This is a genomic window from Paraburkholderia sp. CI3 (assembly GCF_050436505.1).
GTDB classification, from domain to species: domain Bacteria; phylum Pseudomonadota; class Gammaproteobacteria; order Burkholderiales; family Burkholderiaceae; genus Paraburkholderia; species Paraburkholderia tuberum.
This window is the reverse complement of sequence record NZ_JBNDMI010000004.1, coordinates 2237378-2259738: the sequence shown is the minus strand read 5'-3', so window position 1 is coordinate 2259738 and position 22361 is coordinate 2237378. Positions and strand designations below refer to the sequence as shown.

Below are 22361 nucleotides of genomic sequence, written 5' to 3'. Positions count from 1 at the left end.
CCTCACGTTCGGATTTGCGCATGTCCTTGGTCCGGGTACAGCACACATCAGAGGCAGTGAACCGGTTTTGACCGCCGCAACTTAGGGACATCAGACAGATGTGAGCGTAAGCCCGGCAGCGTAGAAGGACGTCTAGCGCTGCCGGGTCATCCCCCTACGCGACGAAACGGCACTCCGACGCGGGTGTCCGCGTATCCATGTTCCTTCCGCGGTTCATATGGTCGTCGATTTCAGCCGCGCAACCGAGCATGCGGGGGTATAGAAATATAGTGAAGGCGGCCGTCTCCAAGGCGTTGCGGGAATAGGTTCCGTCACGATATGGCTGCCAGAGCATCTTGAGCAGCAACGCGGCAATCACCGCGTCGACGTTGACGCAGTAGACGTTTCGCGAAACCCCGGCGTCGAACAGACTTTGCACCAACGTCCGATAGAAGTCGTGGAAGATGTTATATTCGCCGCGCTCGGCGAACAACTGCCGAACGAACACTTCACGTGGATCGTGGTTGACCGGCTTGTCCTTAAACACCGGATGATTCACGCCGGGAATCTTCTGAATGTCGAGGCTGCCGCTCGTTTTTTTGCTCGATTTGTATTTGGCATAACTTTCCACGTACATCATCGCCAGTGCTTTCAGATCGAGCCCGTGAGCCGGGTCGCCCGGGTCAGTCAGCCCACTATCCCTGAACTGGTCGAGCAAAAATGCAATTCCCTCGAATCCATTTCCGCCGTGTGTATAACCGCTGTGCGTCAGGAAGCCGATTAACGCCTTGTTGAGCTGGACGCGTTCGGGGTCTTCGGGACCGTCAGCAGAGACCGCACCTTTTGCACCCTGCGCGGAAATCGTTCCGGGTCCATTTGACAGCAGCAGACCGACCAGCAATTGGAAGGAAAACAAGTCGCTCGTGCCTGGCGACAATCCAAACAACGCGCTGAAGGCGGTTTCACCAAGCGACCGCTGCTCCAGGATTGCTTTCGTTTCGACGCCGCAGAAGCTGTCCGGGCAGTGCTGATCCGACGGCACCGACGCTCCGATTAAAGAACCGAACAGCTGTATCCACCAGGGAAGGCTCTCGGCCGAAAGGCGCGAAATGCGTTTGCGCATTAGCGGTCCCCATGCGAGCGTCGCGCAAATGGCCGCCAGTACGGCGTCAGTAGTCGGTTCGCCAGGCAGGCTTTCGATATATCGCACGAACGTCGACTTGACGTCGCGGGCGTTGAGTCCGTCCAGGATTGCGCGAGCCCGCAAATCAGGTTCGCTGCCGACGAACAGGCTTAAGTCGCTGACTTGGGCGCGAGAAAAGTCGAAATTTTCGTCCGTCGCGTTCTCGAGCCTCACCGCAGCGAACGCGTCGATTAGAGCGCGGACCGCCTGGCGGGGCCCGACTTGCCCGCGCGGCCCGATAATGCTCGCAGCGGCGGCAAGAACAGTGTTCGGTGCATTACCGGCATCCCGTGCAGCCTGCGCCGCCGCGAGTGCAGGATGTCCATACAGGTTCAGGAACGCACTCACAGCGACGTTGATTAGCGCGCGGTCGTTCATCCCGCCGGGTTCGTGGAGCAGCGCGAGGCTTACGTTTGTCTCAAGGGGGTACTGCGCCGCATCAAGCATCGAAACGCCGTACAGACTGGTCACCTGCGACTTCGGGTCCATCTGCGACGCGCCAGAAGCATCCTTCATCGACTGTCGCGGTGGTACAGCTCCAACCTGTTTGTCGAGCGCGGCAATCTGGGCATCGTATGGGGCCGTGGCCTGCACGACAGGCAAATCGAGCGCCTGCGGCAGGCTCAATCCGCGGTGACTGCTAAACCACGGTTTTAATGCGAGGTTACCTTCCGGCTCGAAATCTGGCCTGCAGGCGTTTTCACGCATCACAGCCGTGAGTGCTGCGGGTATGTGCGCGATGTTCGTGACAAGCGCACCCTTTGCCGACACGGCCGGATTGTCCGGTGTGAACACACTTGACACCCCGAATTTATCGAGAAACCATTGTTCTTTCGATGCGGCGTCGTCCGCGCCTCCGGACATAGCACCCGCGTGTCCGACAGCACGGGTCAGCTTTGACTTCCAGCGACCCACGACGCACGCAACCACCGGCTTCGTAAAGTTGGCGTCGAGCTCGTAGTAGCCGCCCGGTTCAACATAAAGAACGGCGGCCTTGCTTCGCGCGTCGTTTGCCAGCGCCGCAGCGAACTCGGGCGCCGCGAATTGAATGTAGACGTCTTTGCCACTTGAAATGGCTGTTGTCGTACCCCATCCGGCCATCCGCAGGTAGGTTGCAATGGTCGTTGTGAAGTTGCCCGAGTTCGAGAACAATGCAATTGAGCCGCGTCGCAATGCCTCTTCAGGATTGTCGCCGCCCAGCGCTCCGCCGATACGCACCTGGTTCCAGGTGTCAGCTACGCCGAGGCTGTTGCCGCCAAAAATGTCGATGCCGTTGGACTGACCCATCGCGCGGATTTCGCGGGAGTCACTGACGGCCAGCTTTTCGGTGACGATGAAAATCTTCTTCAGTTCCGGGTTGACGCGGATAAGCTCGGCCACGCCATCTCGTGCAGCGGAAGGAGGGAGGTAGATGACGCCGCAGTTGAACCTGTGGCCATCGTTCAGTCCTTCGAGAACGTTGTTGTAGACCGGCACGCTTCCAAGTGCCGTTTCCAGTACCTGGCCGCGCTTTCCCGGAGCCGTGCCAAACACCACATTGCCACCGGAATAGGCATGACCGACGGGCGTGACATCGCTCGACTCGCCGCCCAGAATGTTGAGCACGCAAACGCGGTCGTCCTTTGTTGCAACTTGGGATAACGAACTAATTCCTACGAAGTATTTAAAATCGCCAATGCCCTGCTTGTACATAATGATTCTCCTCAGTCGATGAGATGATCAGGCAGCCTGTTTGACCGCAATTCCCAGCTTCGCGGCAATCTGCTCACGGCCGCCTGCTTTCATCCATTGGTCAACCTGCTTCGCATGCAGGACGACCTCGCTCATGTCCGAGTCAAACCCGAAGAAGGTGTACGGCAATCCCAGCGAATCGAGCGTGTCGCGCAATGCTCCCATTCCGCGAACCAGATTCGGACCGCCACGGCCGACCACCACATAGAGCGGCGTCGGGCCGTGCTGACTGAAGTGCTCGCGTAACGCGTCGGCCATTGCGCGAAATGTTTCGAAAATATCCGTGTTGTTCGACTTTCCACCAATGATGAACAGCACATTGCTCTGCTCAATCCAGTGCTTGAAGCAGATGCGGGCGACTTCCTTCATCTTTTCGTAGGGTGGGTTGCCGCCGAAGTCTGACGAGATGATGGCGTCGTCTCCGAGCATTTGCGTGACAAGGGAGTTCGCGCCGCCACCGAACGTCGGAGCGAGAATGCTGCCTTTCGCGTTAATGACGTAGACGTCGCTCTGCCCTTGATATGTGCGAAGCTGGTTGATTTCCTGTTCGAAGTCTGAATAGTCGACTGCGAAGAGATGCGCGGGCAGGTCAAGGCGCTGCCAGCGCGGGTCATCACGGTCGAAGCCGCATTTGAAGTCACAGGCGACGGGTGTCAGCCGTCCCTTGCTATCCTCACGCATCCGGATTGGATTGAGTTCGAGGGTCGTCATTCCGAACCCGTGGTAGAGCTCCCACAACTTGGGGAGGTGCTGCACAAGCGGCGAGATAATCTGTTTGGGTGCGCCCAGCGTCGAAAGCGCGTTCGCCACGACGAACGCCTTGAGCCCGGTGAGCGGGTCAAACGGAATCTGCACAACTTGCGACTTGTCCAATTCCTCGATGTCGACGCCACCGTGATGTGTGAGCGTCATCGTCGGTGCGCGGAAGTGTGTCGAGTCGGTAATCGAGAAATAGACCTCGTACTCGGCCGGCACACCCGCCTCAAACGTCACGCCGTTGGCTTTTGAAACGGTGTTGGCGACGTGATGCTCGACGAAGTAAAGGCGCTCCTTCTCCTTCAAGGCGGTCGTCAGGTCAGTCGCGCGGCCAATCAGACCGGCCTTGCCCTTTTTGCCAACGCCGCCCTTGAAAACCGGCTTGATGAAAATCATCCCGTGTTTTTTCAGCATCGCTCGAATCTGCTCTTCGCTGGCGTCCGGGCCCAGAATTTCGGGTGTCGGAAAACCCACGAACTGCAGCAATCTGGCGCCGTGCAACATACCGGTGACTTGCATGATGACCTCAGGAAGTGAGTTGGGAACTCGGTGTCGTCGGGACAATATCCCTCATGGGGTCTTTGTCGAACCCGTAAAACGAGTGCGGTGTTGAGCACAGGATTGCCTCCACAAGCGGAGGCGCAAGATGTAAGTCCAGAAACGCGCCAAGCGTCTGCCTGTAGTCCGTCGCGTGTTCAAACTGCGTGTGCGGCCAGTCGCTGCCCCACATCAGACGTTCGGCGCCAAATGCGTCCATGAGTTGGTCCGTGGCATCGCGCATGAAACTCGAGTCCGGCTCCGAGCACCGATAGGCGCCCGAAATCTTGACCCACACGCGGCCGGATGGGCCAAACTCCAACAGGTCGTGAAACCCCGGGTCGCGTGTGCCGCTGTCCGGGTCAGGGCGGCCAAAATGGTCAACGACGACTGGCAAGCCCTCATCCAGCAAAGTGTTGACGAGCGGCGCCAGGTCCGAGGCCTCCCTGTGCAACTCAACATGCCAGCCTAGTTTTGATAACTGCCGCCAAAACGTTACATATGGCGCCGAGCCCAGCTTGGGGAGCGTCTGCCCGACAAGGTTCAGACGCACGCCCGTCACACCCTGGCAGTTCAGCCGCTGCAGGTCGTCTTCTGAAATTTCGGGGGACACGACTGCTACACCTCGCAGCCGGCTAATGTCGCTGGTCAGCGCCTTTAAAAGATGGCTGTTATCGGTGCCGAGAAAGCTGGGCTGGACAAGGACGGCATTGCCAATATCGTTCTCGTCCAGAAGCTTCAGGTAGGCGTCCAGCGTTGCGTCATAGTCGGGTGCGTAGCGCCGTCCGTCCGCGAGCGGCAGCGTCCTGGCAAACACGTGCGCGTGCGTGTCAACGCGTGGCAGCCGTGGCCGCGCGATGGATGGTGCCTGGGTCATCGCTGGCTCCGGGGATGGTCAAGCGCTAATTCGGCGTCGGCGACCAGTTGCGAAGCCTGCTCGACGCCGGACGGCCGCAACCGCTTGCCGCGCGTTTCGGGAAGCAGCAACACGGCAACCATCGCCAGCCCGTACGCAATTGCGGCATCGATACCAATCGCTGCTCCCAGCGACATCGAATGGCTCATGTACCCGACCAGCACCGGGAAACCCGCCGAGGCGATGCGACCGAAGTTGTAGCAAAAGCCGACGCCTGTCCCGCGCATGTCCGCAGGATAGAGTTCGTTGAAAAGTGCGCCCAGGCTGGCCGGGATGCCGGCGGCGAAAAAGCCTAGCGGGAAGCCCAGAACAAGCATCTGCGTGTTGCTCAATGGAAGCATCACGTAGGCGAGCACAGTGACGATGCAAGAAAATGCAAAAAATGCGATGTTGCGACGCCGTCCGATACGGTCGAGCAGGTAAGCGCTCGCCATACAGCCGCACCAGAAAGCCACGATAACAACCGCAAGATACCCACCGGTGTTGAGGACCGACAGATGTCTTTCCTTGGAGAGGAAGGTCGGCAGCCAGGTCATGATGGCGTAGTACCCGCCGTGTGCGCCTGTGCCCAGAATCGCCCCGATAACGGTGGTCTTGATGACGCGCGGCTGGAATACCTGCGCGATTTGCCCCCACACAGAAACAGCTGGTTTAGCGCGAGACGGCTCAACGCGCACAGGTTCGCGGAGATTGCGGCGGACGTAAAGGACGAGAAGCGCGGGCAGCAGGCCAACACCGAACATGACACGCCACGCCGTGTCTGACGGCAACCACGAAAAAGCTGCGGCATACAACAGCACCGCGCCGGCCCAGCCGACAGCCCAGGCGCTCTGTACCGCGCCCATGGCCTTGCCGCGGTGTTCCGTCCGGATGGTCTCAGCCATCAACACGGCGCCTGCAGCCCACTCTCCGCCGAACCCGAACCCTTGCAGGGCCTTCAGGACCAGTAGTTGAGGAAAACTCTGGGCGAAGGCGCAGAGGAACGTGAAGCTGGCAAACCACAGAATCGTAATCTGCAGCGTCCGCACCCGACCAATCCTGTCGGACAAGGCGCCCGCCAACCAGCCGCCCATCGCCGATGACACCAGTGTCACGCCGCTGATTGCGCCCGCCTGCGTGTGGTCGATGCCGTACGCTGCGATGATTGCGGGGATTGCCAGGGTAAACATCTGCACATCGAGGGCATCGAGGCCCCAACCCGCGAAACATCCCCAGAAGGTGTTTCGTTCGAGAGGTGTACCTTGCTTGTACCAGGTGAACATCGCCGTCTCCAAGGTAAATTCATATATTCATATATATGACTATATGTTTAGTTTAGGCGCCTCGACGAAGAAGTCATTGGGGATTTACCCTTGTTCCTGCAGATGTTGTACAGTGACTATTCCTGTGAACAACTATATGAATCATGGATATGCAATCGTTCTCGGCCAAGCCAGACGGTCGATTGCCCCGATACCAGCAGCTACGCGATGACTTGGTGCGCCGCATCGCGGAGGGCGAATGGGCGCCAGAAAAGGCAATCGACACAGAGGCGGAACTTAGCCAGTTCTACAACGTGTCGACCGGAACCCTTCGGAAAGCCATTGATTTGTTGGTGGCTGACGGGGTACTCACCCGCACCCAGGGAAAAGGGACGTTTGTCCGCCGCCCGCGCTTTGATTCGTCGTTGTTCCGCTTCTTCCGATTCAAGTCAGCTGACGGGAAGCCGGTCCGACCGACGGCGAAGGTGCTCAGCCGCGAGGTCGTCAAGCCAGGCGAGACGATTCGCTCAACCTTGCGGATGAAGGCGACGGAGAAGGCTGTTCATCTCTCGCGGGTACGACTGATTGAGGGACAACCGGTTTTGTCGGAAGAAATATGGCTACCACGAAGCCGTTTCGAAGCGCTGGCGACTCTGCCCCTTGGTGGCTTCGAAGATTTGCTTTATCCGCTCTACGAGCGGCTTTGCCGCCAAATCGTCGCATCCGCAACCGAGATTCTGAACGTCGAACAGGCGACGGACGCTGATGCAGCGCTCTTGCATATCGACGTTGGCAGCCCGGTAATCCTTGTTCACCGTGTGGCATCCGATTTCGCCGGGACGCCTATTGAATGGCGCACCACGCGTGGTGCTGCTGCAGCGTTCCAGTATCAGGTCGATATTCGCTGACAACGCGACTCCCTCGCCGCGTTCGGTGGCGTCATGGGGACCGACAACCGCGAACTGACTCTCTGTCACCCGGCAAGTCGCATTTTTCCCGCGACTTTCAGGCTCTACACCTCGTTCGCCGAATACATCACTGGTCGCCAGCTGCGGCTGCAGCTCGCTTGCATGCGTTCGTCCGGGTTATACCTCATTGCAGCCCGACCTCAAACATACAAACATATACATGACTATATCAATCTGCTTGTTTTCGTCTGACTGACCGTTTTTGAAACGCCAGTCGAGCGGCAGCGGGCATGGAACTTGGAGCGAACATGTCTACGTCCGTAACACGTGAGCGGCAGGTAATGAAGAAAATGGCATGGCGGCTGATGCCGCTGCTGATTGTCATGTTTCTCATCGCATTCATCGACCGGCAGAACGTCGGCTTCGCGAAACTGGAAATGGTTCAGGCACTCGGCATGACGGAAGCCGCGTATGGCCTTGGAGCATCGCTGTTTTTCATTGGCTACCTGCTGTTCGAGGTGCCCAGCACACTGGCGCTACATCGGTTTGGAGCCCGGACGTGGCTCGCTCGCATCATGATTACGTGGGGCGTCGTTACAGTGCTAATGGCGTTCACCAGGTCCCTGCCAGCTTTTTACTCGTTTCGGTTTGCGCTGGGCGTTGCTGAAGCCGGCTTTTATCCAGGCGTCATTTACTACCTGACGCAGTGGTTTCCTCAAAGCTACCGGACACGTGTGCTTGGCCTTTTTACCCTCGGCAGTTCGCTGGCAAACATGCTTGGCGCGCTGGTCGGAGGGCTGCTCCTTTCCTTAGGTGGGACGTTGGGACTGGCGGGTTGGCAATGGGTATTCCTCGCGACCGGCATTCCAGCAATACTGATTGCTGTCGTTGCTCTTAAGTTTCTGCCAAGCTCTGTAAAGGAAGCGAACTTCCTCTCGCGGGACGAAAGGGACATTGTGGTTGCAGCGCTCGAGCGCGAAGCGTCCCCCGAGGCAAAAGAGTCACGGCCATGGGCCGCATTGCTTGACCCAAAGGTTCTTATGTTTGCAGCGACCTACATGCTGATGTCGACGTCGCTGTACGGTGTTACGTACTGGTTGCCTACGCTGGTCAAGAGCTGGGGCGTTTCGTCGAGCGTCAACGGCCTGCTCAACATGATTCCGTGGGCACTCGCGACACTTCTTCTGCTTTGGCTTCCCGGGAAGCTCAAACGTGAACAGGTGGTGTTAAAAGCAATGGTCGTGGTCGCAGGCATCGGCGTTGTATGTTTTGCCTCCAGCCTCGTATTGCCGACGGTCTCGTTGCGCTTCATCGCCCTGTGTGTGGGTGGCGCCTGTATTCCTCTGCTGTACCCTTGTTTCTGGTCGCTTCCCCCGCGCTTCTTTTCCGGCGCTCGAGCCGCGGCAAGTGTCGCCGCCATCAACTGCATCGGCAATCTCGGAGGGTTCTTCGCACAGAACCTGATGCCGTACGTCGGCAAAGTTAGTAATAGTCATGTCGCACCAATGCTTGTTCCGACTGCATGCCTGTTAGCTCTCGCAATCGGGACCGCGATTGCGTGGACAGTCGGTGGACATCGCAAGGCGGCGCTTGCATCGTCAACGGTTCCGCTTTGATGAGAGCGTTGACACGCCTGGGCTCGTTGCACAGATGCAACGTGCACTTATTCGAGCCGCACTTTTCGACTGGTTGCAGGCTGAGTGCGGTTTAACATCGCGAACGGTTAAAGCCATCCGGGCTGGATGGAGGCAGTTCCGTAGCAAGGCTCAAATCGAGCGCTCGTCGCCCTTTGTGCTTCTTCCGATATATGACGGGTTGTACGCCTGTAACCCCATCGTTTGTACGAGGTGAACGACCGCTTACGAGCTAGCTGAATGTCTCTTCGGGGTCGACTAGCGACGATGAGGCACAGAACTTGACAAGGTTCGCAGTTCAAGGGTGCTAGAGCGGCGAACGATAGATCGAAAACCTTTTGATCGCGCCAACGCTTTTTTGCGCTCGAGATGAGCGCGGTTACCCAACCACTGCTGCCGGCGTCGACGAACAATAAAGTCAAGAAATGTCCTTTCATGACGATTTCAACGCAGTCTCAACGCCCTAATAAGGCGGGGGTCGTATGCAACTGGGTATGAATGGAGCGATTCCGATACGAAATTTTGTATAGTAGTCCGACGATTTGCCGCCCGTCTGCGACAACATGAGACTTTTGCTTTCCAAACTTTATTGCGGAACGTTCCAAACTTTATTGTCGCGGCACAATTGCCGGTTGCAGCTCGCCGTCTGATGTCGTGATCCTTGCGGTCGCGATTGAAGATGGTAGCCAGAGACGAAAGCCCTCCATCGCGAGGGCTTTTTCTTTCTGGAGGCGATTGGAAGGGGAGGGATTGGTATTGCTTACACCGACGGATGCGCTTCTTACGCGCTTCTGAAAGAAGTTTGTCACAGTTGGTAACTGCGGTTTGGCGGGGCGCGGCGCTAAGTGAAATTGCCCTGCGGCTAATCGTCGGGCCAGAATTCGTGGACATCTGCCGATGCCGATGAGCCCGGTCCCCGCCCGTCGACTTCGCCGAACTGGCCGAGGACGGGCACTGGCGGCGGATGGTTCATGTACGGGAAGTTCTGCGCGTTCGCGGCGCTCGGGAAGGTCGTCGTGCTCGGTTGCTGGAGTACGACGTTCGGCGCGGCCGGCGTTGTGTCAATTGATTGCCAGCTCATCTACAAGCATTACTTGATATAACGTACCAATCGCCGCAGCGACTCGCAGCAAGGTCGAGGCCAGCCAGCCGGGCAAAAAACTTTCTGTAACTGAGCCGTAACCACGGAATTTCGCGATTAGCCTAACGTTTGAATTCCAATCCTCCGAAGTGCACCACCATGATTCCCAGCAATAATGCGATCAGCCTGGCGATTCCCGCCGCCGTCATCGCGCTCGCGTTAGGCGGTTGCGCAGTGGCGCCACCGAGCGGCCCGAGCATAGCCGCGATGCCGCGCAGCGGCGAGCCGCTCAGCCAGTTCCAGCAGAACGACTACGCGTGCCGCGACTACGCAAATCAATCGACGAATCCGTCCGGCGCTGCGCAGGCGGCCACCACGAACAGCGTGAACAGCGCGGCGCTCGGCACGCTCGGCGGCGCGGCGATCGGCGCGCTGTTCGGCGCCGCGGCGGGCAACGCCGGCGCGGGTGCGGCGATCGGCGCCGGCAGCGGTCTGCTGATCGGGGGCGCGAACGGCGCGAGTGGCGCCCAGTATTCGGCGACCGGCATGCAGGCGCGCTACGACACGGCCTACGCCCAGTGCATGACCTCGAAGGGCGAGACGATTGTTCAACCGCAGCCTTACTATTCGACGCAACCGGTGTACATCGCGCCCCGTCCTTATTACGCGCCGTCTCCGCCCGTCATGTATGCGCCTTATCCGGCTTACTGAGCGGTGATAGCTGAGGCCGGCCGGCTTGCTTGTCTTGCATTGTCGGCCGGTACTGCATTTCAAGTCCGAAGGACGGTTGGGCGGTAGCTTTTAGCGACGATCGTCGAATCCGTGCCGCTCCTTATTCCGCGCTGCCGGTTGATGCCGCTTTGCGCGGGCGACGGCTCCGGGACGCCGTTTTACGGGCTGCTGCCTTCCTGGCGGCCTCAGACCCTTCTTCCGGAGGGGGCGCGGCCGGCGCTGCGATCTCAGGTACTTCCTCGATCGTGCCTGGCGTGCTTTTCTTCACTTTCTTCGCGGCCGTTTTGCGCGATGCGCGCTTTTTGGCGCTTTGACGCTGCGCCGATTGGTCGCTGTCGGTGGAATGGTCGGTTCCTTGGCCGAAAACGACTTGTTCAGCGGCTGTATCCGCTTTCGCTGTTACAGCGCGAGCTTTGGACTCTTCAGTTATCGGTTCAGTGACGAACTCATGTGGGAGCGGCGCGTGTTCACGCGGTTCCTGCCGCTCGACCTCTTCGGCGGGTTCCGCGTGTTCGGTGAGAGCCGGAGCGGTAGCCGCATGCTCTTCATCAGCCGTTTCGTGGTGACCGCGCTTGCCGTGCCCGGCCTCCTGCTGACCTCGCCCCAGCTTGCGGTTGTTGCGCTCCTTGCGCCGCGACTTGTGCTTGCCGCCCGACTCGGACGCGGCCGCTTGCGCCGCCTGCGCTTCATACGAATGTTGGGCCGCCTGTTCGGCCGATACCGCTTCAGCCGACCCCGTTTCGGCAGACTCCGCCGCGGTTTCGCCGATGGTTTCACTTGCCGCTTCACTCGCAACGTTCACGGCTGTGCTTCGATAGACGTACGCGCCTGACTTTTCATCGCGGCCGAATTCGAGCAGCCCGCGCGCCTGCGCTTCTTCCAGCAGATTGCCGAAAGCGCGAAACCCGTAATACGTCTCGTTGAAATCCGGTTTGCGCCGTTTGATCGCGTTCTTCAGCACGGACGCCCAGATCTTGCCGCTGTCGCCACGTTCGGAAGCGAGCGCGTCGAATGTCTGCACCGCAATTTCAACGGCCTTGCTGCGGCGCTTCTCCAGATCTTCCTTGGGCGGAGCCTTCTCTTCATCAGGCGGACGTTTGGCTGCCTGCTGGGTGTTCTGCTGCTGACGCGACGATTCGGGCCTCGCGACTGCGCGCTGACTTTCGCGTACGAGATCGTCGTAAAAGAAGAACTCGTCGCAATTCGCAATCAGCAGATCCGAGGTGGACTGTTGCACACCGACGCCGATGACCTGTTTGGCGTTCTCGCGCAGCTTCGACACGAGCGGCGAGAAATCCGAATCACCACTAATGATGACGAACGTATTGACGTGCGATTTCGTATAACAGAGATCGAGCGCATCGACGACGAGCCGGATGTCGGCGGAATTCTTGCCCGATTGGCGCACGTGCGGAATTTCGATCAACTCGAAATTGGCCTCGTGCATCGCGCCTTTGAAGCTCTTGTAACGATCCCAGTCGCAATACGCTTTCTTGACGACGATGCTGCCCTTCAGCAGCAGGCGCTCGAGCACCAGCTTGATGTCGAACTTGTCGTACTTCGCGTCGCGCACGCCAAGCGCGACATTCTCGAAGTCGCAGAACAGCGCCATGCTGACGTTTTCGTTGGATGACGCCATGTGTATCTCCATTGAAGCGGTCGTCGAAGTCGACGAATCGCGACATGATAGCGATTCCAGCGAAGGTGAGCAGCTTTTGTGGTGCGCTCGCACCGAGCGGTAGGTGGGAATTTGCAGCCAGCGGTCCAACCGGTGGTCCAGCGGACGGCTCGATGTCAGTTCCGTTACAGGGTGTCGCGACGGCCTGCGTTGTTCCATGTCGCGCGAGCTTCCAGCACGTCATCGATCAATCCGTATTCCCTCGCTTCGAGCGCCGACATGAAGTTGTCGCGGTCGGTGTCGCGCGCGATTTCTTCGATGCTGCGTCCGGTCCGCTCGGCCATCATCGCATTGAGACGCGCTCGTACATACAGCACCTCCTTGGCCTGGATTTCGATGTCCGCCGCGGTGCCCTGACCGCCGCCCGACGGCTGGTGAATCATGATGCGCGCATTGGGTAGCGCATACCGTTTGCCGTGTTGACCCGCGGTGAGCAGAAAGGTGCCCATGCTCGCGGCAAAACCCGTGCACAAGGTCGAGACCTCCGGCTTGATGAACTGCATGGTGTCGTAAATCGCGAGGCCGTCATACACGGAGCCGCCGGGCGAGTTGATGTAAAAAGAAATATCCTTGTCGGGGTTCTCCGATTCGAGAAACAGCAATTGCGCGACGATCAGACTGGCTGACTGCTCGTTCACGGGCCCGACAAGAAAGACGATGCGCTCGCGCAGCAGGCGGGAGTAGATGTCATAGGCACGTTCGCCCCGGCCGGACTGTTCGATCACCGTGGGCACAAGGCCGAGGCCGGAGACAGACGGGTAACTGGAAGGCATGGATTCCTCGTTCAGGATGGATGGCGCGGGCATTCCGGGATGCGCAGGCCGCCACGGATCAGAAGCCGCGTGACATGCGCCGGTTGTTGCTCATTTGACGAAGCAGCCGCCGGCGTTGTGACAGAGAATTTTTTTGCGCCGCGCTGTCACATCACCGGTTGCCCATGCGTCAAGCTCAGGAATACCGAGCATGACGCGCGCCTGAGCCATGCCACCGGTATGCAGCCGCTTTTTCACCACGCACCATCGGGAGGTCTACGCATGACGGAACAGGGAATCGACAAGGCATCCAGTTTCGAGGCCGCGCGCGCCCGTCTGCTGGCACTCGCATACCGGATGCTCGGCAGTCGCGCGGAGGCCGAAGACGTGGTGCAGGATGTCTGGCTCAAATGGCACTTGGCCGATACGCAGGCGGTGCAAACGCCGGTCGCGTGGCTCACCACGCTCACCACGCGCACGGCGATCGACCGTCTGCGGCATGTACAGCGCGAGCGTGCGTCACAGGCTAGCGGCTGGTTGCCGGAGCCGTGGCTCGACGAGGTCGCACCATCGGCGGAGGAGTTGGCGTTGCGAGCGGCAGATATGTCGTACGGCGTGATGCTGCTTCTCGAACATCTGAAGCCAGACGAACGTGCGGCGCTCATCCTGCATGAAGCGTTCGAGTGTGGTTATGCGGAAATCGCCTCGATTCTCGAGCGCACACCGGCCGCTTGCCGGCAAATGGTTCATCGCGCCAAGGAGCGTCTGAGACGTGCGGGGGCGCCGTTGGAGCGACCCGATCCGGCGGTGCATGGGCGAATCGTCGAGCGTTTGCGCGCGGCGCTCGAATCGCAAGACCGGGCGGGCTTGCTACAGCTTTTCAGCGATGCGCCGCAACTGATCAGCGACGTACCTTTGTACGCTCCGCCCCCTCCGTTCCCCACAGCCAACCCGGCCCTTCGAGCACAAGGGCCAACGCCTGAAACCGAAGCGCAATGCGACCGCGAACCGGGTTCAGGTCCGAAGTGGATGGCTGTAGTCACATCGCTCGCGCAACAGGCGAGCCATGCCGAGGTGGTGTCGATGGCGGGTGCGGTGTGCATCGCACTGTTCTGCGACGGCGACATCGTCGGGTTAATCGACGTGGTGACGGATGGCAAAACGGACCTTTCGGCGAAAATCGTCTCGCTGCGCATCCTGACCAGCGCCGCGCATCTGCAGGCGGCCAACCGGATGCTGGGCCGTGATGCGGTCACGGAACTGCTTGCCCGCATCAAGGACCATACGGGGGCGTCAGTTACGGTGAGCCGCGACTTCCCAGTTGATGTCGACGCATAGCACCTGCGTACCATGCGACGTGTGCGCGGCAATCGAGGCGGTCACGCACAGATGCGCTTCGTTGATCGACAGATACGGCGGCGTCAGATGAACCCGCCCCGGTTGACGCATCGCCTGAATGAAGTACGGGCGGCGCTCCCAACTCGCGCCTTCGGAATGCAGCAGCGGGCTGAAGCGCTTTGCGCGTTGCGATGTGCGGCCCGGCGGCAGCACGTTGTCGCCGATCTGCCGCCCCGAACCGTCCAAAACAAAGCAGCGCGCCGTTTCTCCGAGCGCGAGCAGAGGTGCGGTCGCCTGCGTGATCGATTCCCCGGCAACCAACTGCGCGGCGGCTGCCTCGAGCGCCGTGACATACGGCGCGAGCCGCGCGGATTGCGCTTTCTCTCGAGCGGCAACGCGTTCGCGCAGCGAAGCGGAGAGCGAATCCATCAGGCCAGCGGCAACTTGCGGCTTGACGGGTTCGACGCTCGGACCCGCGAAAAATGCGCCCTGGACGAAGTCGACATTGCATTCGAGCGCGATCAGCGCATCACGTTCGGTGCTCAGACCGCCCATCAGCACCAGTTGCCCAGACTCGTGCAACAGAGAGACGAGGCCCGGCAACACGCGCTCGATATGCGAGTGTTCGCTCGCTTGCGCGAGGATGCAGCGGTCGAGCGTGACGATGTCCGGCCGCAGATTCCACACCCGGTCGATGTTCGAATGCTTGGCGCCAAAGCCGTCGAGAGCGATCAGGAAACCGGACTTGCGCAGCGAATCGACGATTTCGGCGAAGCGCGTGGTTTCGCCGCCAGCCTGTTCGGATACTTCGAGCACCACGCGCTGCGGCGGCAGGCCGAGCGCCTTCAGGCTGGCAAGCAGCGCGTCACCGTAACTGGTGTCCATCAGTGCGGCCGGATGCAGGCTGAGGAAGAGCCATTCGTCGTGGCTGTCGAATGCGTTGAAGTTGCCGAGGTGCAGCGATTCGGCCAGCCGTCCGAGTTCCAGCAGATCGCCGCGTCGCGCGGCCTGCGTAAAGACTTCGTGCGAGGGCACTTGCCGCTCATGCTCGTCGTGTACGCGCAGCGACGCGTGATACCCGATCGCGCGCCGGTGCGATACCGAAAAGACCGGCTGAAACACGCTGAAAACGGTGTAGCCGCCATAGAGAACGGTACGCCGGGAGCCTTCGTCGCCGGCCATCGGGCGTGGTGGCTGGAAGCCGGGAGGATCGAGTTCGATCATGCTCATCGTGTCAGTCGTGTGGAAATGGCGGCGCTTGCTGGGCCAGGCAGGAGTTCGCGCGCGCAGACCAAGAGTTTACAGGATAGACGAGCAAGAACTATGCGAGTGTTCGAACACAGCTCGAGCGTCCACCAGCAATGCTCCGAGGAAATCATTGTGCGCCCGCCGCGGTACGAAGACGATAACGCGCACTTCGCTGGTGCGGGACGCGCCCTGTTGCGGGTCGGCGACGCTGTGCGAGGGTGCTGCGCGGAGCGATGCCCGGAAATCCGTTCGCGAGTGCACGAGGATGCGTCGTCCTGGCTCGTGCGGCTTTCAAGTACGTTCCGAAGGATCGGTCTTTTTCGCGGGCGTGCGAATCTCCGGCGACAACTGCGCAAAGATCCATGACGAGCATGCGGTGATGATGCCGACACAGAGGAACGTCGCATGAAACGCGGGCAGCGAATTGGCGCCGGTCACGCGTTGCATGATCCCGGTAAAGGTTGTCAGCAACGCACCGGCCACCGTCACGCCGAGACTCATCGAAAGCATCTGCACGAGCGAAAACAGGCTATTGCCGCTGCTGGCGCCGCCGGTGCCGAGGTCCTTCAACGTCAACGTGTTCATCGCGGTGAACTGCATCGAGTTCACGCCGCCGAAGATCGCCAGTTGCACGAGCCGCAGCCACAGGGGCTGATGCGTGCTCGTGAGCGCGAAACTCGCCATCATCAGGCCGACCAGAATCGTGTTCGCCATCAGCACGCGCCGGTAGCTGTACTTCAGAATCAGCTTCGTCACGAGGCGCTTCGTCGCCATGCCCGTGGCCGCCACGGGCAGCATCATCAGCCCGGCTTCGAATGCGCTATAGCCGAGGCTCACCTGCAACAGCAGTGGAATCAGGTAGGGCATCGAGCCGCTGCCGATCCGCGCGAACAGATTACCGAGCAGCCCAACGCTAAACGTGTGGATCTTGAACAGATCGAGCGGGAAGATCGGCGCGGGCTCGCGCACCGCGTGCAGCCCATACGCAACGAAGCACGCCATGCTCAGAATTAGCAGCACCAGCACCGTCGCATGTTGAATGCCGAACTCGGTGCGGCCGTCGAGCGCGAACGAAATCGCCACCATGCCCACCACCAGCAACAGGTAGCCGCCAAGGTCGAATTTGCCCGTGTGTTCGTTGCGGCTATCCGGCATGAAGATAAACGTCGCGATGCAGCCCACGATGCCCACCGGCACGTTGATCAGAAAGATCCAGTGCCACGACGCGATCTTGACGAGCCAGCCACCGAGCGTCGGTCCGATCAACGGTCCGATCAGCCCCGGAATCGCCACGAACGACAACGCCGGCAGATAGCGCTCAGCCGGAAAGGTTCGCAGCACCGCGAGCCGCCCAACCGGCAGAAGCATCGCGCCGCCCACGCCTTGCAGAACGCGAAAGAGCACCAGTTGGTTCAGCGTATGCGCGTTTGCGCACAGCAACGAGCCCACCGCGAACACGAGGATCGCACTGAAGAACACGCGCCGCGTGCCGAGTCTGTCAGCGAGCCAGCCGGACACGGGGATCATCACTGCCATCGTCAGCGAGTAGGCGATCACCACCGATTGCATGCGCAGCGGCAGCTCGCCGAGGCTTGTCGCCATCGCGGGCAGCGCGGTGTTGACGATCGTCGAATCGAGCGTCTGCATGAAGAAGCCAGTGGCGACCAGCCACAGCATCACGGTCAGCGAGCGGGGCGAAGGACCCGAGGGGATATCGGGAGCGAGGGCGGGCGGAGGCGGCGTCGTGGACATATGAGGCGGCTGGGCGCGCTCGGTCGGGCTGGGACTCGCTATTCTAGGGAAAAGCGGGTCCCGGCGCAGCGGGCGGCGCAGCGTTGCGCGGGTGTCGGCGCTGCGTCACGGCCGCGCTCCGCGCCGTGTTCACGCATCAGGCGGCAACTGCGCCGCCGCATGAAAAAACGCCTGCGCCCGTGGCTCGTTGCCAAACGCCACATGAATTCTGATCCACGGGCTCACCTCCCGGTTCGGCCTGAAGTACTGTCCAGGCAGCACCGTTACTCCGAGGGGCACGCCGCATTCAACGAGCCGCTCGGCGTCCGCGACATGCGGCACGCGTGCCCACACGAACTTGCCGCCCGCTGGTTCTTCGAAGATCTCCCAGCCGGCATCTTCGAGTGTCTGGACGGTCGAGCCGAGCGCGCCGCGCATCTGGCGGCGCAGTCGCTCCAGATATTTGCGATATGCGCCGCGCTCCAGCATCGACACCGCCACCGCTTCGGCAAAGCGCGAACAGCCGATGCTCGTCAGCATCTTGATGTCGACCAGGTCCTTGATGATCGCGTGACTCGCAACCACGCAGCCGACCCGTAGCGAAGACGACAGCGTTTTCGACAATCCGCCGATGTAGATCACCTGTTCGAGTTGGTCGAGGGTGGCCAGGCGGTCGGTGAGCTCGGTCTGAAAATCCGCGTAGATATCGTCCTCGATGATCTGGAAGCCATGCTCTCGCGCCATTTGCAGCAAACGGAATGCGACCTGCGGTGCGACCGTGGTGCCGGTCGGATTGTGGAACACGGTGTTGACGAGCAGCAATCTGGGCCGGTGCAGCTTCAGTTGCGCCTGCATCGCGTCGAGGTCGGGACCATTGCCCGTGCGTGGAATGCCGATCAGCTTCATGCCGTGCAGGCGCAACAGGCCGTACAGGTTGTAGTAACCGGGGTCCTCGACAAAGATCGTGTCGCCTGGCTTGAGCATGTAGCGCACCAGGAGATCGAACGCCTGGCTCGCGCCATTGGTGATCAGAATCTGCGATGCGTCTGCCTGGATGCCCAACTGGCCAATGCGGCCGCGCAACTGTTCGCGCAAGACCGGGTTGCCGAGTGGCGTCGCGTACTCGACCATGCTAGCCGGATCGGTTCGCGACACGTGGCGGATCGCCTGCGCAATGCCATCGATGTCGCGCCAGCTTTCGGGGATGAAACCGGTGCTGAGCTTCAGCGTCTCGCCCGGAAAGTTGAATTGCTCGAGCAGATGGTCCGACTCGACATCGGCGCGGCGCGGGTCCGAAGTGCCCTGGCAGCGCATGTCCGTCGGTTGGCGATCGGCGACGTAAAAGCCGGAGCCGTGGCGCGAGTCGACATAGCCGAGCGACACCAACCGGTCGTATGCCTCGATCACCGGAAAGCGGCTTACGGCGAAGTCGGCGGCGAACTGGCGGATCGACGGCAGCTTTGAGCCAGGATGCGCATTGCGCGAGCGGATCCACGCCGAGACGCCCGCGACGATCTGCTCGGTCAGCGGCACGCCGTTGTCCCGATCGAGCTGGATTTCGAGTTTCATACGCTTGCCTTCTGTCGCCGGCCTGCGAGCGCGAAAGTTTTAAACGTGCGCCGCGCGAGCGATGCCAACTGTTCGGTTTTTTGACTGAACAGTTCCGATGAAAGTGTTCGGAACTGTGCATGGGTCTCAGATCATCGCACGTCAATAATCGATACAACAGAAAGTTCATCGAGGAGAACGGCGATGCGAGAAGTGCGAGTTTTCGAGCTGGAACATGGCGAGCCCGTCACGGCCTGGCGGGTTGCGCGTCCGACGATTTTCAAGGTGATCAGCGGCAACGTCTGGCTGACCGTCGAGGGCGAGCATGAGGATCACTGGCTGGCGGCGGGGCAGTCGATCGAGTTGGCGCGTGGATCGGTGGCATGGATCAGCGCCGGGCGGGCCGGGGCGCGTTTTGCGCTGGCGAGCGGCTCGGAACGCAGGTTGCCGACGCTGCTATTCGGCTGGCCGATGCCGGCTTGGCTGGCGCGTCGGCCGGGCGTGGTCTGATGCAGGGCGAACGGCGAGCCGCCTCTTCCTGGCCCCTAAGCAGCACCTCCCGCCTCATACTCCCCGATATACCGCGCCCGCGGCCGGATCAACCGGCCATCGCGCGCCTGCTCCATCGCGTGCGCGATCCAGCCGACCACCCGCCCGAGCGCGAACAGCGTGAACGCGGCCCCGCTCCGCAAGCCGAGCACGCGCTCGATCGCGGCAAGCGCGAAATCCACCGTCGGCTCTCCGCGCCGGTCGTGTCGCGCACCGCTCGCGCGACCTGCAGCACCTCGTTGAGCGGCGAGCGGGCTGGCGCGCAGTCGGCGAGCATCGTCAGCAATAGCCGCGCGCGCGGATCACCGTCCGGATAGAGCGGATGACCGAAGCCCGACAGCACCGGCCCTTGCGCGCCGTGCTCGTAACGCGCGAGACGGTTCGCCAGATAGCGGTCCAGCTCGGGCGAGCGCGACGCCTCATCGAGCAGCGCGGCGATGCGCACGGTTTCGCCGCCGTGACGCGGCCCGGAAAGCGCCGCGAGCCCGCCCGCGACCGCACCGAACAGGTGCGTGCCCGTCGACGTGATACAACGGACCGTGAACGTCGACGCGTTCAGCTCGTGATCCGCGCAGGCGACCAGGGCCGCGCGCAGCAGTCCGCTTTGCTGACGGCTGCGCACCCGCCAGGCTGTCGCGATCTGCCGATGCAGCGGTTCGTTCGACGGCGCCGCCGGCAGCATCGCGGCGGCCAGCAGCCGCATCACGGCGCACGCGGTGTCGAGCTGCGCATCGCGGCCGAGCGCCCACACGCGCGGCATCTGCGCGGCGGCGGCCGGCAGCAGCACCAGCGCGCGATCGAGCGGCGTGCTGTCACTCCACAGCTTGAGCCACGCGGCCCATTGCGCGGGGGCGAGCGGCACGACGGGCGCATCGGCGATGCGCCGCGCGCTGCATTCCCACAACAGCGCCGCGACGTCTTCGAGTGACGCACTGCGCGCGAGCTCGATCGCATCGTGCCCGCGATACAGCAGCCGACCGTCCGCGACCAGCGTGATCGACGATTCGAGCACCGGTACGCCCCAGTCGAGCACCTTCTGTGCGACCTTGCCGGCGCGTTTGCCGTCCGCCTTGCGACGCGCGAGGCGGCGCACCTCGGCGGCATCGTAGAGCCGATGCCTGCCTTGCGCATCCGGCGACGAGCCGAGCATGCCCCGGCTCACATACGCGTACAGCGTCGGCACGCTGACGCCGAGCGTTGCGGCCGCTTCGGCGGCGCTCAGGTAAATCGGGGCTGGCATAAAAGTGCGTATAAACCGAAGAAATCAATATATGTTGATTATCATAATCAAGATTGATTGCGGCAAGGCGCAAATTTAGACTCGGTGTACCTGCTTCCTGTCCGCGCGGCCAGCGCGCCCGATCTCATGACGCCCGAACTCGCCCTCAAGCACATCTGGACCCTCGCCGGCTGCAATCCGGTCGCGCTGCACGCCGTGTCGCTCGCCGGCGCGGATCCCGGCTTGCCGTCGGTCTACCGTGTCGGCAGCCTCGCGGCGTCGACCATCGCCGCGACGGGCCTCGCCGCCGCCGAATACTGGCGCTTGCGCAGCGCTCGCCTGCAACAGGTGTCGGTGCAGATGCGTCGCGCGCTGGCGGCGTTTCGCAGCGAACGCTATTTGCGGATCGACGATGGGCCGCCGCCCGCGCTGCGCGATCCGGTCACCGGCTTCTATGAAACGGGCGACGGCCGCTGGATCCAGCTGCATACGAATTTTGCGCATCATTTGAAGGGCGTGCTCGAGGTGCTCGGTTGTGACAATGGGCGGCCCTCGGTGGCGGCCGCGATTCGCGGCTGGGAGGGCGCGACGCTCGATCAAACGCTCGCCGACGCGGGCCTGTGCGCCGCCTTGATTCGCACGCCCGACGAATGGGCCGCGCTCGAGCAGGCCAAAGCGATCGCGCGCTTGCCGCTGTTCGAGATCGAGCGCATCGGCGACGCCCCGGCCGAGCCGCCGCGCCACGCCGCCGCTGACGTTGACTCCGGTATCGACCGCCCGCTCGCGGGTGTGCGGGTGCTGGATCTGTCGCGGATCATCGCGGGACCGGTGGCCGGCCGCGCGCTCGCGCATCATGGCGCGGAGGTGTTGACGATCAACGGGCCGCATCTGCCGAACATCGCGCCGCTCGTGATCGACAACGGCCGCGGCAAGCGTTCGGCAATCGTCGATCTGCGCGAGGCGGCAGGCTGCGACACGTTGCGCGGACTCGCGCGCGATGCCGACGTGTTCCTGCAGGCCTATCGTCCGGGCGCGCTCAAGGCGCGCGGCTTCGGGCCGGACGAACTGGCGCGGCTGCGGCCCGGCATCGTCTATGTCTCGGTGTGCGCGTACGGGCACACAGGGCCGTGGGCGCAGCGACGCGGCTTCGATAGTCTGGTGCAGTCGGCGAGCGGCATCGCGTGGACCGAACGCGCGGCGGCGGGTTCGGCCGAGCCGCGGCATCTGCCGTGTCAGGCGCTCGATCACGCGACCGGCTATCTGGCCGCGTTCGGCGCGATGGTCGCGCTCGCGCGGCGCGCTCGCGAGGGCGGCAGCTGGCATGTGAAGGTGTCTCTTGCGCAGACGGGGCGTTGGCTGCGGTCGTTCGGGCTGCTGGCCGATGGGCAGCAGGCGCCCGAGGTGTCACTCGACGATGTGCGCGATTGCGTCGCGAGCGTGCAATCGGAGTTCGGGCGTGTGCTTGGCGTGTTGCCGGCGGAGGAACTGGAGCAGACGCCTGCGTTTTATGCGCTGCCGCCGGCGCGCATCGGCGCGCACGAAGCCCGGTGGACGTGACGGTTGGAGCGGGCGGCGCGTTCAGGTTGGGAACGCGGCGTAC

The 22361-nt window shown here is 61.6% G+C and carries 17 protein-coding genes and 1 pseudogene; 6 read left to right on the top strand and 12 right to left on the bottom strand.

The window, feature by feature from the left end; genetic code table 11:
- Window positions 1-154: 154 nt before the first annotated feature.
- From OKW29_RS31790 to OKW29_RS31775, 4 genes are read right to left on the bottom strand one after another with little or no spacing between them, the layout of a single operon-like run.
- Window positions 155-2854: a CoA-binding protein gene (locus OKW29_RS31790; protein ID WP_429293823.1), complete on the bottom strand. Its 2700-nt coding sequence runs from the start codon at window positions 2852-2854 to the stop codon at window positions 155-157.
- Window positions 2855-2881: 27 nt separating this feature from the next.
- A complete protein-coding gene (locus OKW29_RS31785) occupies window positions 2882-4168 on the bottom strand; it encodes an ATP citrate lyase citrate-binding domain-containing protein (protein ID WP_184072701.1) in 1287 nt (428 codons plus the stop codon).
- 7 nt (window positions 4169-4175) lie between these two features.
- Window positions 4176-5063 (bottom strand): amidohydrolase family protein, encoded by an 888-nt coding sequence (locus OKW29_RS31780; protein ID WP_429293822.1) that lies wholly within the window; start codon window positions 5061-5063, stop codon window positions 4176-4178.
- A complete protein-coding gene (locus OKW29_RS31775) occupies window positions 5060-6364 on the bottom strand; it encodes an MFS transporter (protein ID WP_429293821.1) in 1305 nt (434 codons plus the stop codon). The genes OKW29_RS31780 and OKW29_RS31775 overlap by 4 nt, the downstream gene beginning before the upstream one ends.
- Window positions 6365-6507: 143 nt before the next feature.
- Here OKW29_RS31775 and OKW29_RS31770 point away from each other — a divergent pair, with 143 nt between their 5' ends.
- Window positions 6508-7251 carry a GntR family transcriptional regulator gene (locus OKW29_RS31770; protein WP_429293820.1) on the top strand — a complete coding sequence of 248 codons (744 nt, stop codon included), beginning with the start codon at window positions 6508-6510 and terminating at the stop codon, window positions 7249-7251.
- A gap of 308 nt (window positions 7252-7559) precedes the next feature.
- On the top strand, window positions 7560-8867 hold the full coding sequence (locus tag OKW29_RS31765; protein WP_429293819.1) for an MFS transporter: 1308 nt from the start codon (window positions 7560-7562) through the stop codon (window positions 8865-8867).
- Window positions 8868-9747: 880 nt separating this feature from the next.
- On the opposite strand, the gene OKW29_RS31760 is transcribed toward OKW29_RS31765, so the two are convergent.
- Complete coding sequence (locus OKW29_RS31760) at window positions 9748-9966, bottom strand: hypothetical protein (RefSeq protein WP_429293818.1); 219 nt, start codon at window positions 9964-9966, stop codon at window positions 9748-9750.
- A gap of 159 nt (window positions 9967-10125) precedes the next feature.
- On the opposite strand from OKW29_RS31760, the gene OKW29_RS31755 reads away from it, so the two are divergent.
- A complete protein-coding gene (locus OKW29_RS31755; RefSeq protein ID WP_429293817.1) occupies window positions 10126-10677 on the top strand; it encodes a glycine zipper family protein in 552 nt (183 codons plus the stop codon).
- Between the two features lie 121 nt (window positions 10678-10798).
- On the opposite strand, the gene OKW29_RS31750 is transcribed toward OKW29_RS31755, so the two are convergent.
- From OKW29_RS31750 to OKW29_RS31740, 3 genes are all read right to left on the bottom strand, one after another.
- Entirely contained in the window at window positions 10799-12337 is a 1539-nt protein-coding gene (locus OKW29_RS31750; protein ID WP_429293816.1) for an NYN domain-containing protein, read from the bottom strand.
- Window positions 12338-12501: 164 nt separating this feature from the next.
- A complete protein-coding gene (gene clpP, locus OKW29_RS31745; protein WP_429293815.1) occupies window positions 12502-13149 on the bottom strand; it encodes an ATP-dependent Clp endopeptidase proteolytic subunit ClpP in 648 nt (215 codons plus the stop codon).
- Window positions 13150-13239: 90 nt separating this feature from the next.
- Window positions 13240-13386 carry a hypothetical protein gene (locus OKW29_RS31740; RefSeq protein ID WP_429293814.1) on the bottom strand — a complete coding sequence of 49 codons (147 nt, stop codon included), beginning with the start codon at window positions 13384-13386 and terminating at the stop codon, window positions 13240-13242.
- A gap of 24 nt (window positions 13387-13410) precedes the next feature.
- Here OKW29_RS31740 and OKW29_RS31735 point away from each other — a divergent pair, with 24 nt between their 5' ends.
- Complete coding sequence (locus OKW29_RS31735) at window positions 13411-14466, top strand: sigma-70 family RNA polymerase sigma factor (RefSeq protein ID WP_429293813.1); 1056 nt, start codon at window positions 13411-13413, stop codon at window positions 14464-14466.
- On the opposite strand, the gene OKW29_RS31730 is transcribed toward OKW29_RS31735, so the two are convergent.
- The 3 genes from OKW29_RS31730 to OKW29_RS31720 form a co-directional block, all read right to left on the bottom strand.
- Window positions 14422-15696, bottom strand: a complete 1275-nt coding sequence (locus OKW29_RS31730; RefSeq protein ID WP_184023079.1) for an EAL domain-containing protein — start codon at window positions 15694-15696, stop codon at window positions 14422-14424. The two genes, OKW29_RS31735 and OKW29_RS31730, sit on opposite strands and share 45 nt — an antisense overlap.
- 309 nt (window positions 15697-16005) lie before the next feature.
- A complete protein-coding gene (mdtD, locus tag OKW29_RS31725) occupies window positions 16006-17466 on the bottom strand; it encodes a multidrug transporter subunit MdtD (protein ID WP_184072681.1) in 1461 nt (486 codons plus the stop codon).
- Window positions 17467-17595: 129 nt separating this feature from the next.
- On the bottom strand, window positions 17596-19014 hold the full coding sequence (locus OKW29_RS31720; protein ID WP_429293812.1) for a PLP-dependent aminotransferase family protein: 1419 nt from the start codon (window positions 19012-19014) through the stop codon (window positions 17596-17598).
- A gap of 183 nt (window positions 19015-19197) precedes the next feature.
- Between OKW29_RS31720 and OKW29_RS31715 the strand changes: the two genes are divergently transcribed.
- On the top strand, window positions 19198-19503 hold the full coding sequence (locus OKW29_RS31715) for a DUF2917 domain-containing protein (protein WP_184023083.1): 306 nt from the start codon (window positions 19198-19200) through the stop codon (window positions 19501-19503).
- 35 nt (window positions 19504-19538) lie between these two features.
- Here OKW29_RS31715 and OKW29_RS31710 read toward each other — a convergent pair.
- Window positions 19539-20782: pseudogene (locus OKW29_RS31710) on the bottom strand (citrate/2-methylcitrate synthase).
- A 126-nt stretch (window positions 20783-20908) separates the two neighbouring features.
- Between OKW29_RS31710 and OKW29_RS31705 the strand changes: the two are divergent.
- Window positions 20909-22318 (top strand): CoA transferase, encoded by a 1410-nt coding sequence (locus OKW29_RS31705; protein ID WP_429293811.1) that lies wholly within the window; start codon window positions 20909-20911, stop codon window positions 22316-22318.
- The last annotated feature ends 43 nt before the right edge of the window (window positions 22319-22361 follow it).

Coding starts and splice junctions, on each gene's coding strand:
- OKW29_RS31790 (WP_429293823.1), bottom strand. CDS start 2,854: ATGTACAAGCAGGGCATTGGCGATTTTAAATACTTCGTAGGAATTAGT.
- OKW29_RS31785 (WP_184072701.1), bottom strand. CDS start 4,168: ATGCAAGTCACCGGTATGTTGCACGGCGCCAGATTGCTGCAGTTCGTG.
- OKW29_RS31780 (WP_429293822.1), bottom strand. CDS start 5,063: ATGACCCAGGCACCATCCATCGCGCGGCCACGGCTGCCACGCGTTGAC.
- OKW29_RS31775 (WP_429293821.1), bottom strand. CDS start 6,364: ATGTTCACCTGGTACAAGCAAGGTACACCTCTCGAACGAAACACCTTC.
- OKW29_RS31770 (WP_429293820.1), top strand. CDS start 6,508: ATGGATATGCAATCGTTCTCGGCCAAGCCAGACGGTCGATTGCCCCGA.
- OKW29_RS31765 (WP_429293819.1), top strand. CDS start 7,560: ATGTCTACGTCCGTAACACGTGAGCGGCAGGTAATGAAGAAAATGGCA.
- OKW29_RS31760 (WP_429293818.1), bottom strand. CDS start 9,966: ATGAGCTGGCAATCAATTGACACAACGCCGGCCGCGCCGAACGTCGTA.
- OKW29_RS31755 (WP_429293817.1), top strand. CDS start 10,126: ATGATTCCCAGCAATAATGCGATCAGCCTGGCGATTCCCGCCGCCGTC.
- OKW29_RS31750 (WP_429293816.1), bottom strand. CDS start 12,337: ATGGCGTCATCCAACGAAAACGTCAGCATGGCGCTGTTCTGCGACTTC.
- clpP (WP_429293815.1), bottom strand. CDS start 13,149: ATGCCTTCCAGTTACCCGTCTGTCTCCGGCCTCGGCCTTGTGCCCACG.
- OKW29_RS31735 (WP_429293813.1), top strand. CDS start 13,411: ATGACGGAACAGGGAATCGACAAGGCATCCAGTTTCGAGGCCGCGCGC.
- OKW29_RS31730 (WP_184023079.1), bottom strand. CDS start 15,696: ATGAGCATGATCGAACTCGATCCTCCCGGCTTCCAGCCACCACGCCCG.
- mdtD (WP_184072681.1), bottom strand. CDS start 17,466: ATGTCCACGACGCCGCCTCCGCCCGCCCTCGCTCCCGATATCCCCTCG.
- OKW29_RS31720 (WP_429293812.1), bottom strand. CDS start 19,014: ATGAAACTCGAAATCCAGCTCGATCGGGACAACGGCGTGCCGCTGACC.
- OKW29_RS31715 (WP_184023083.1), top strand. CDS start 19,198: ATGCGAGAAGTGCGAGTTTTCGAGCTGGAACATGGCGAGCCCGTCACG.
- OKW29_RS31705 (WP_429293811.1), top strand. CDS start 20,909: ATGACGCCCGAACTCGCCCTCAAGCACATCTGGACCCTCGCCGGCTGC.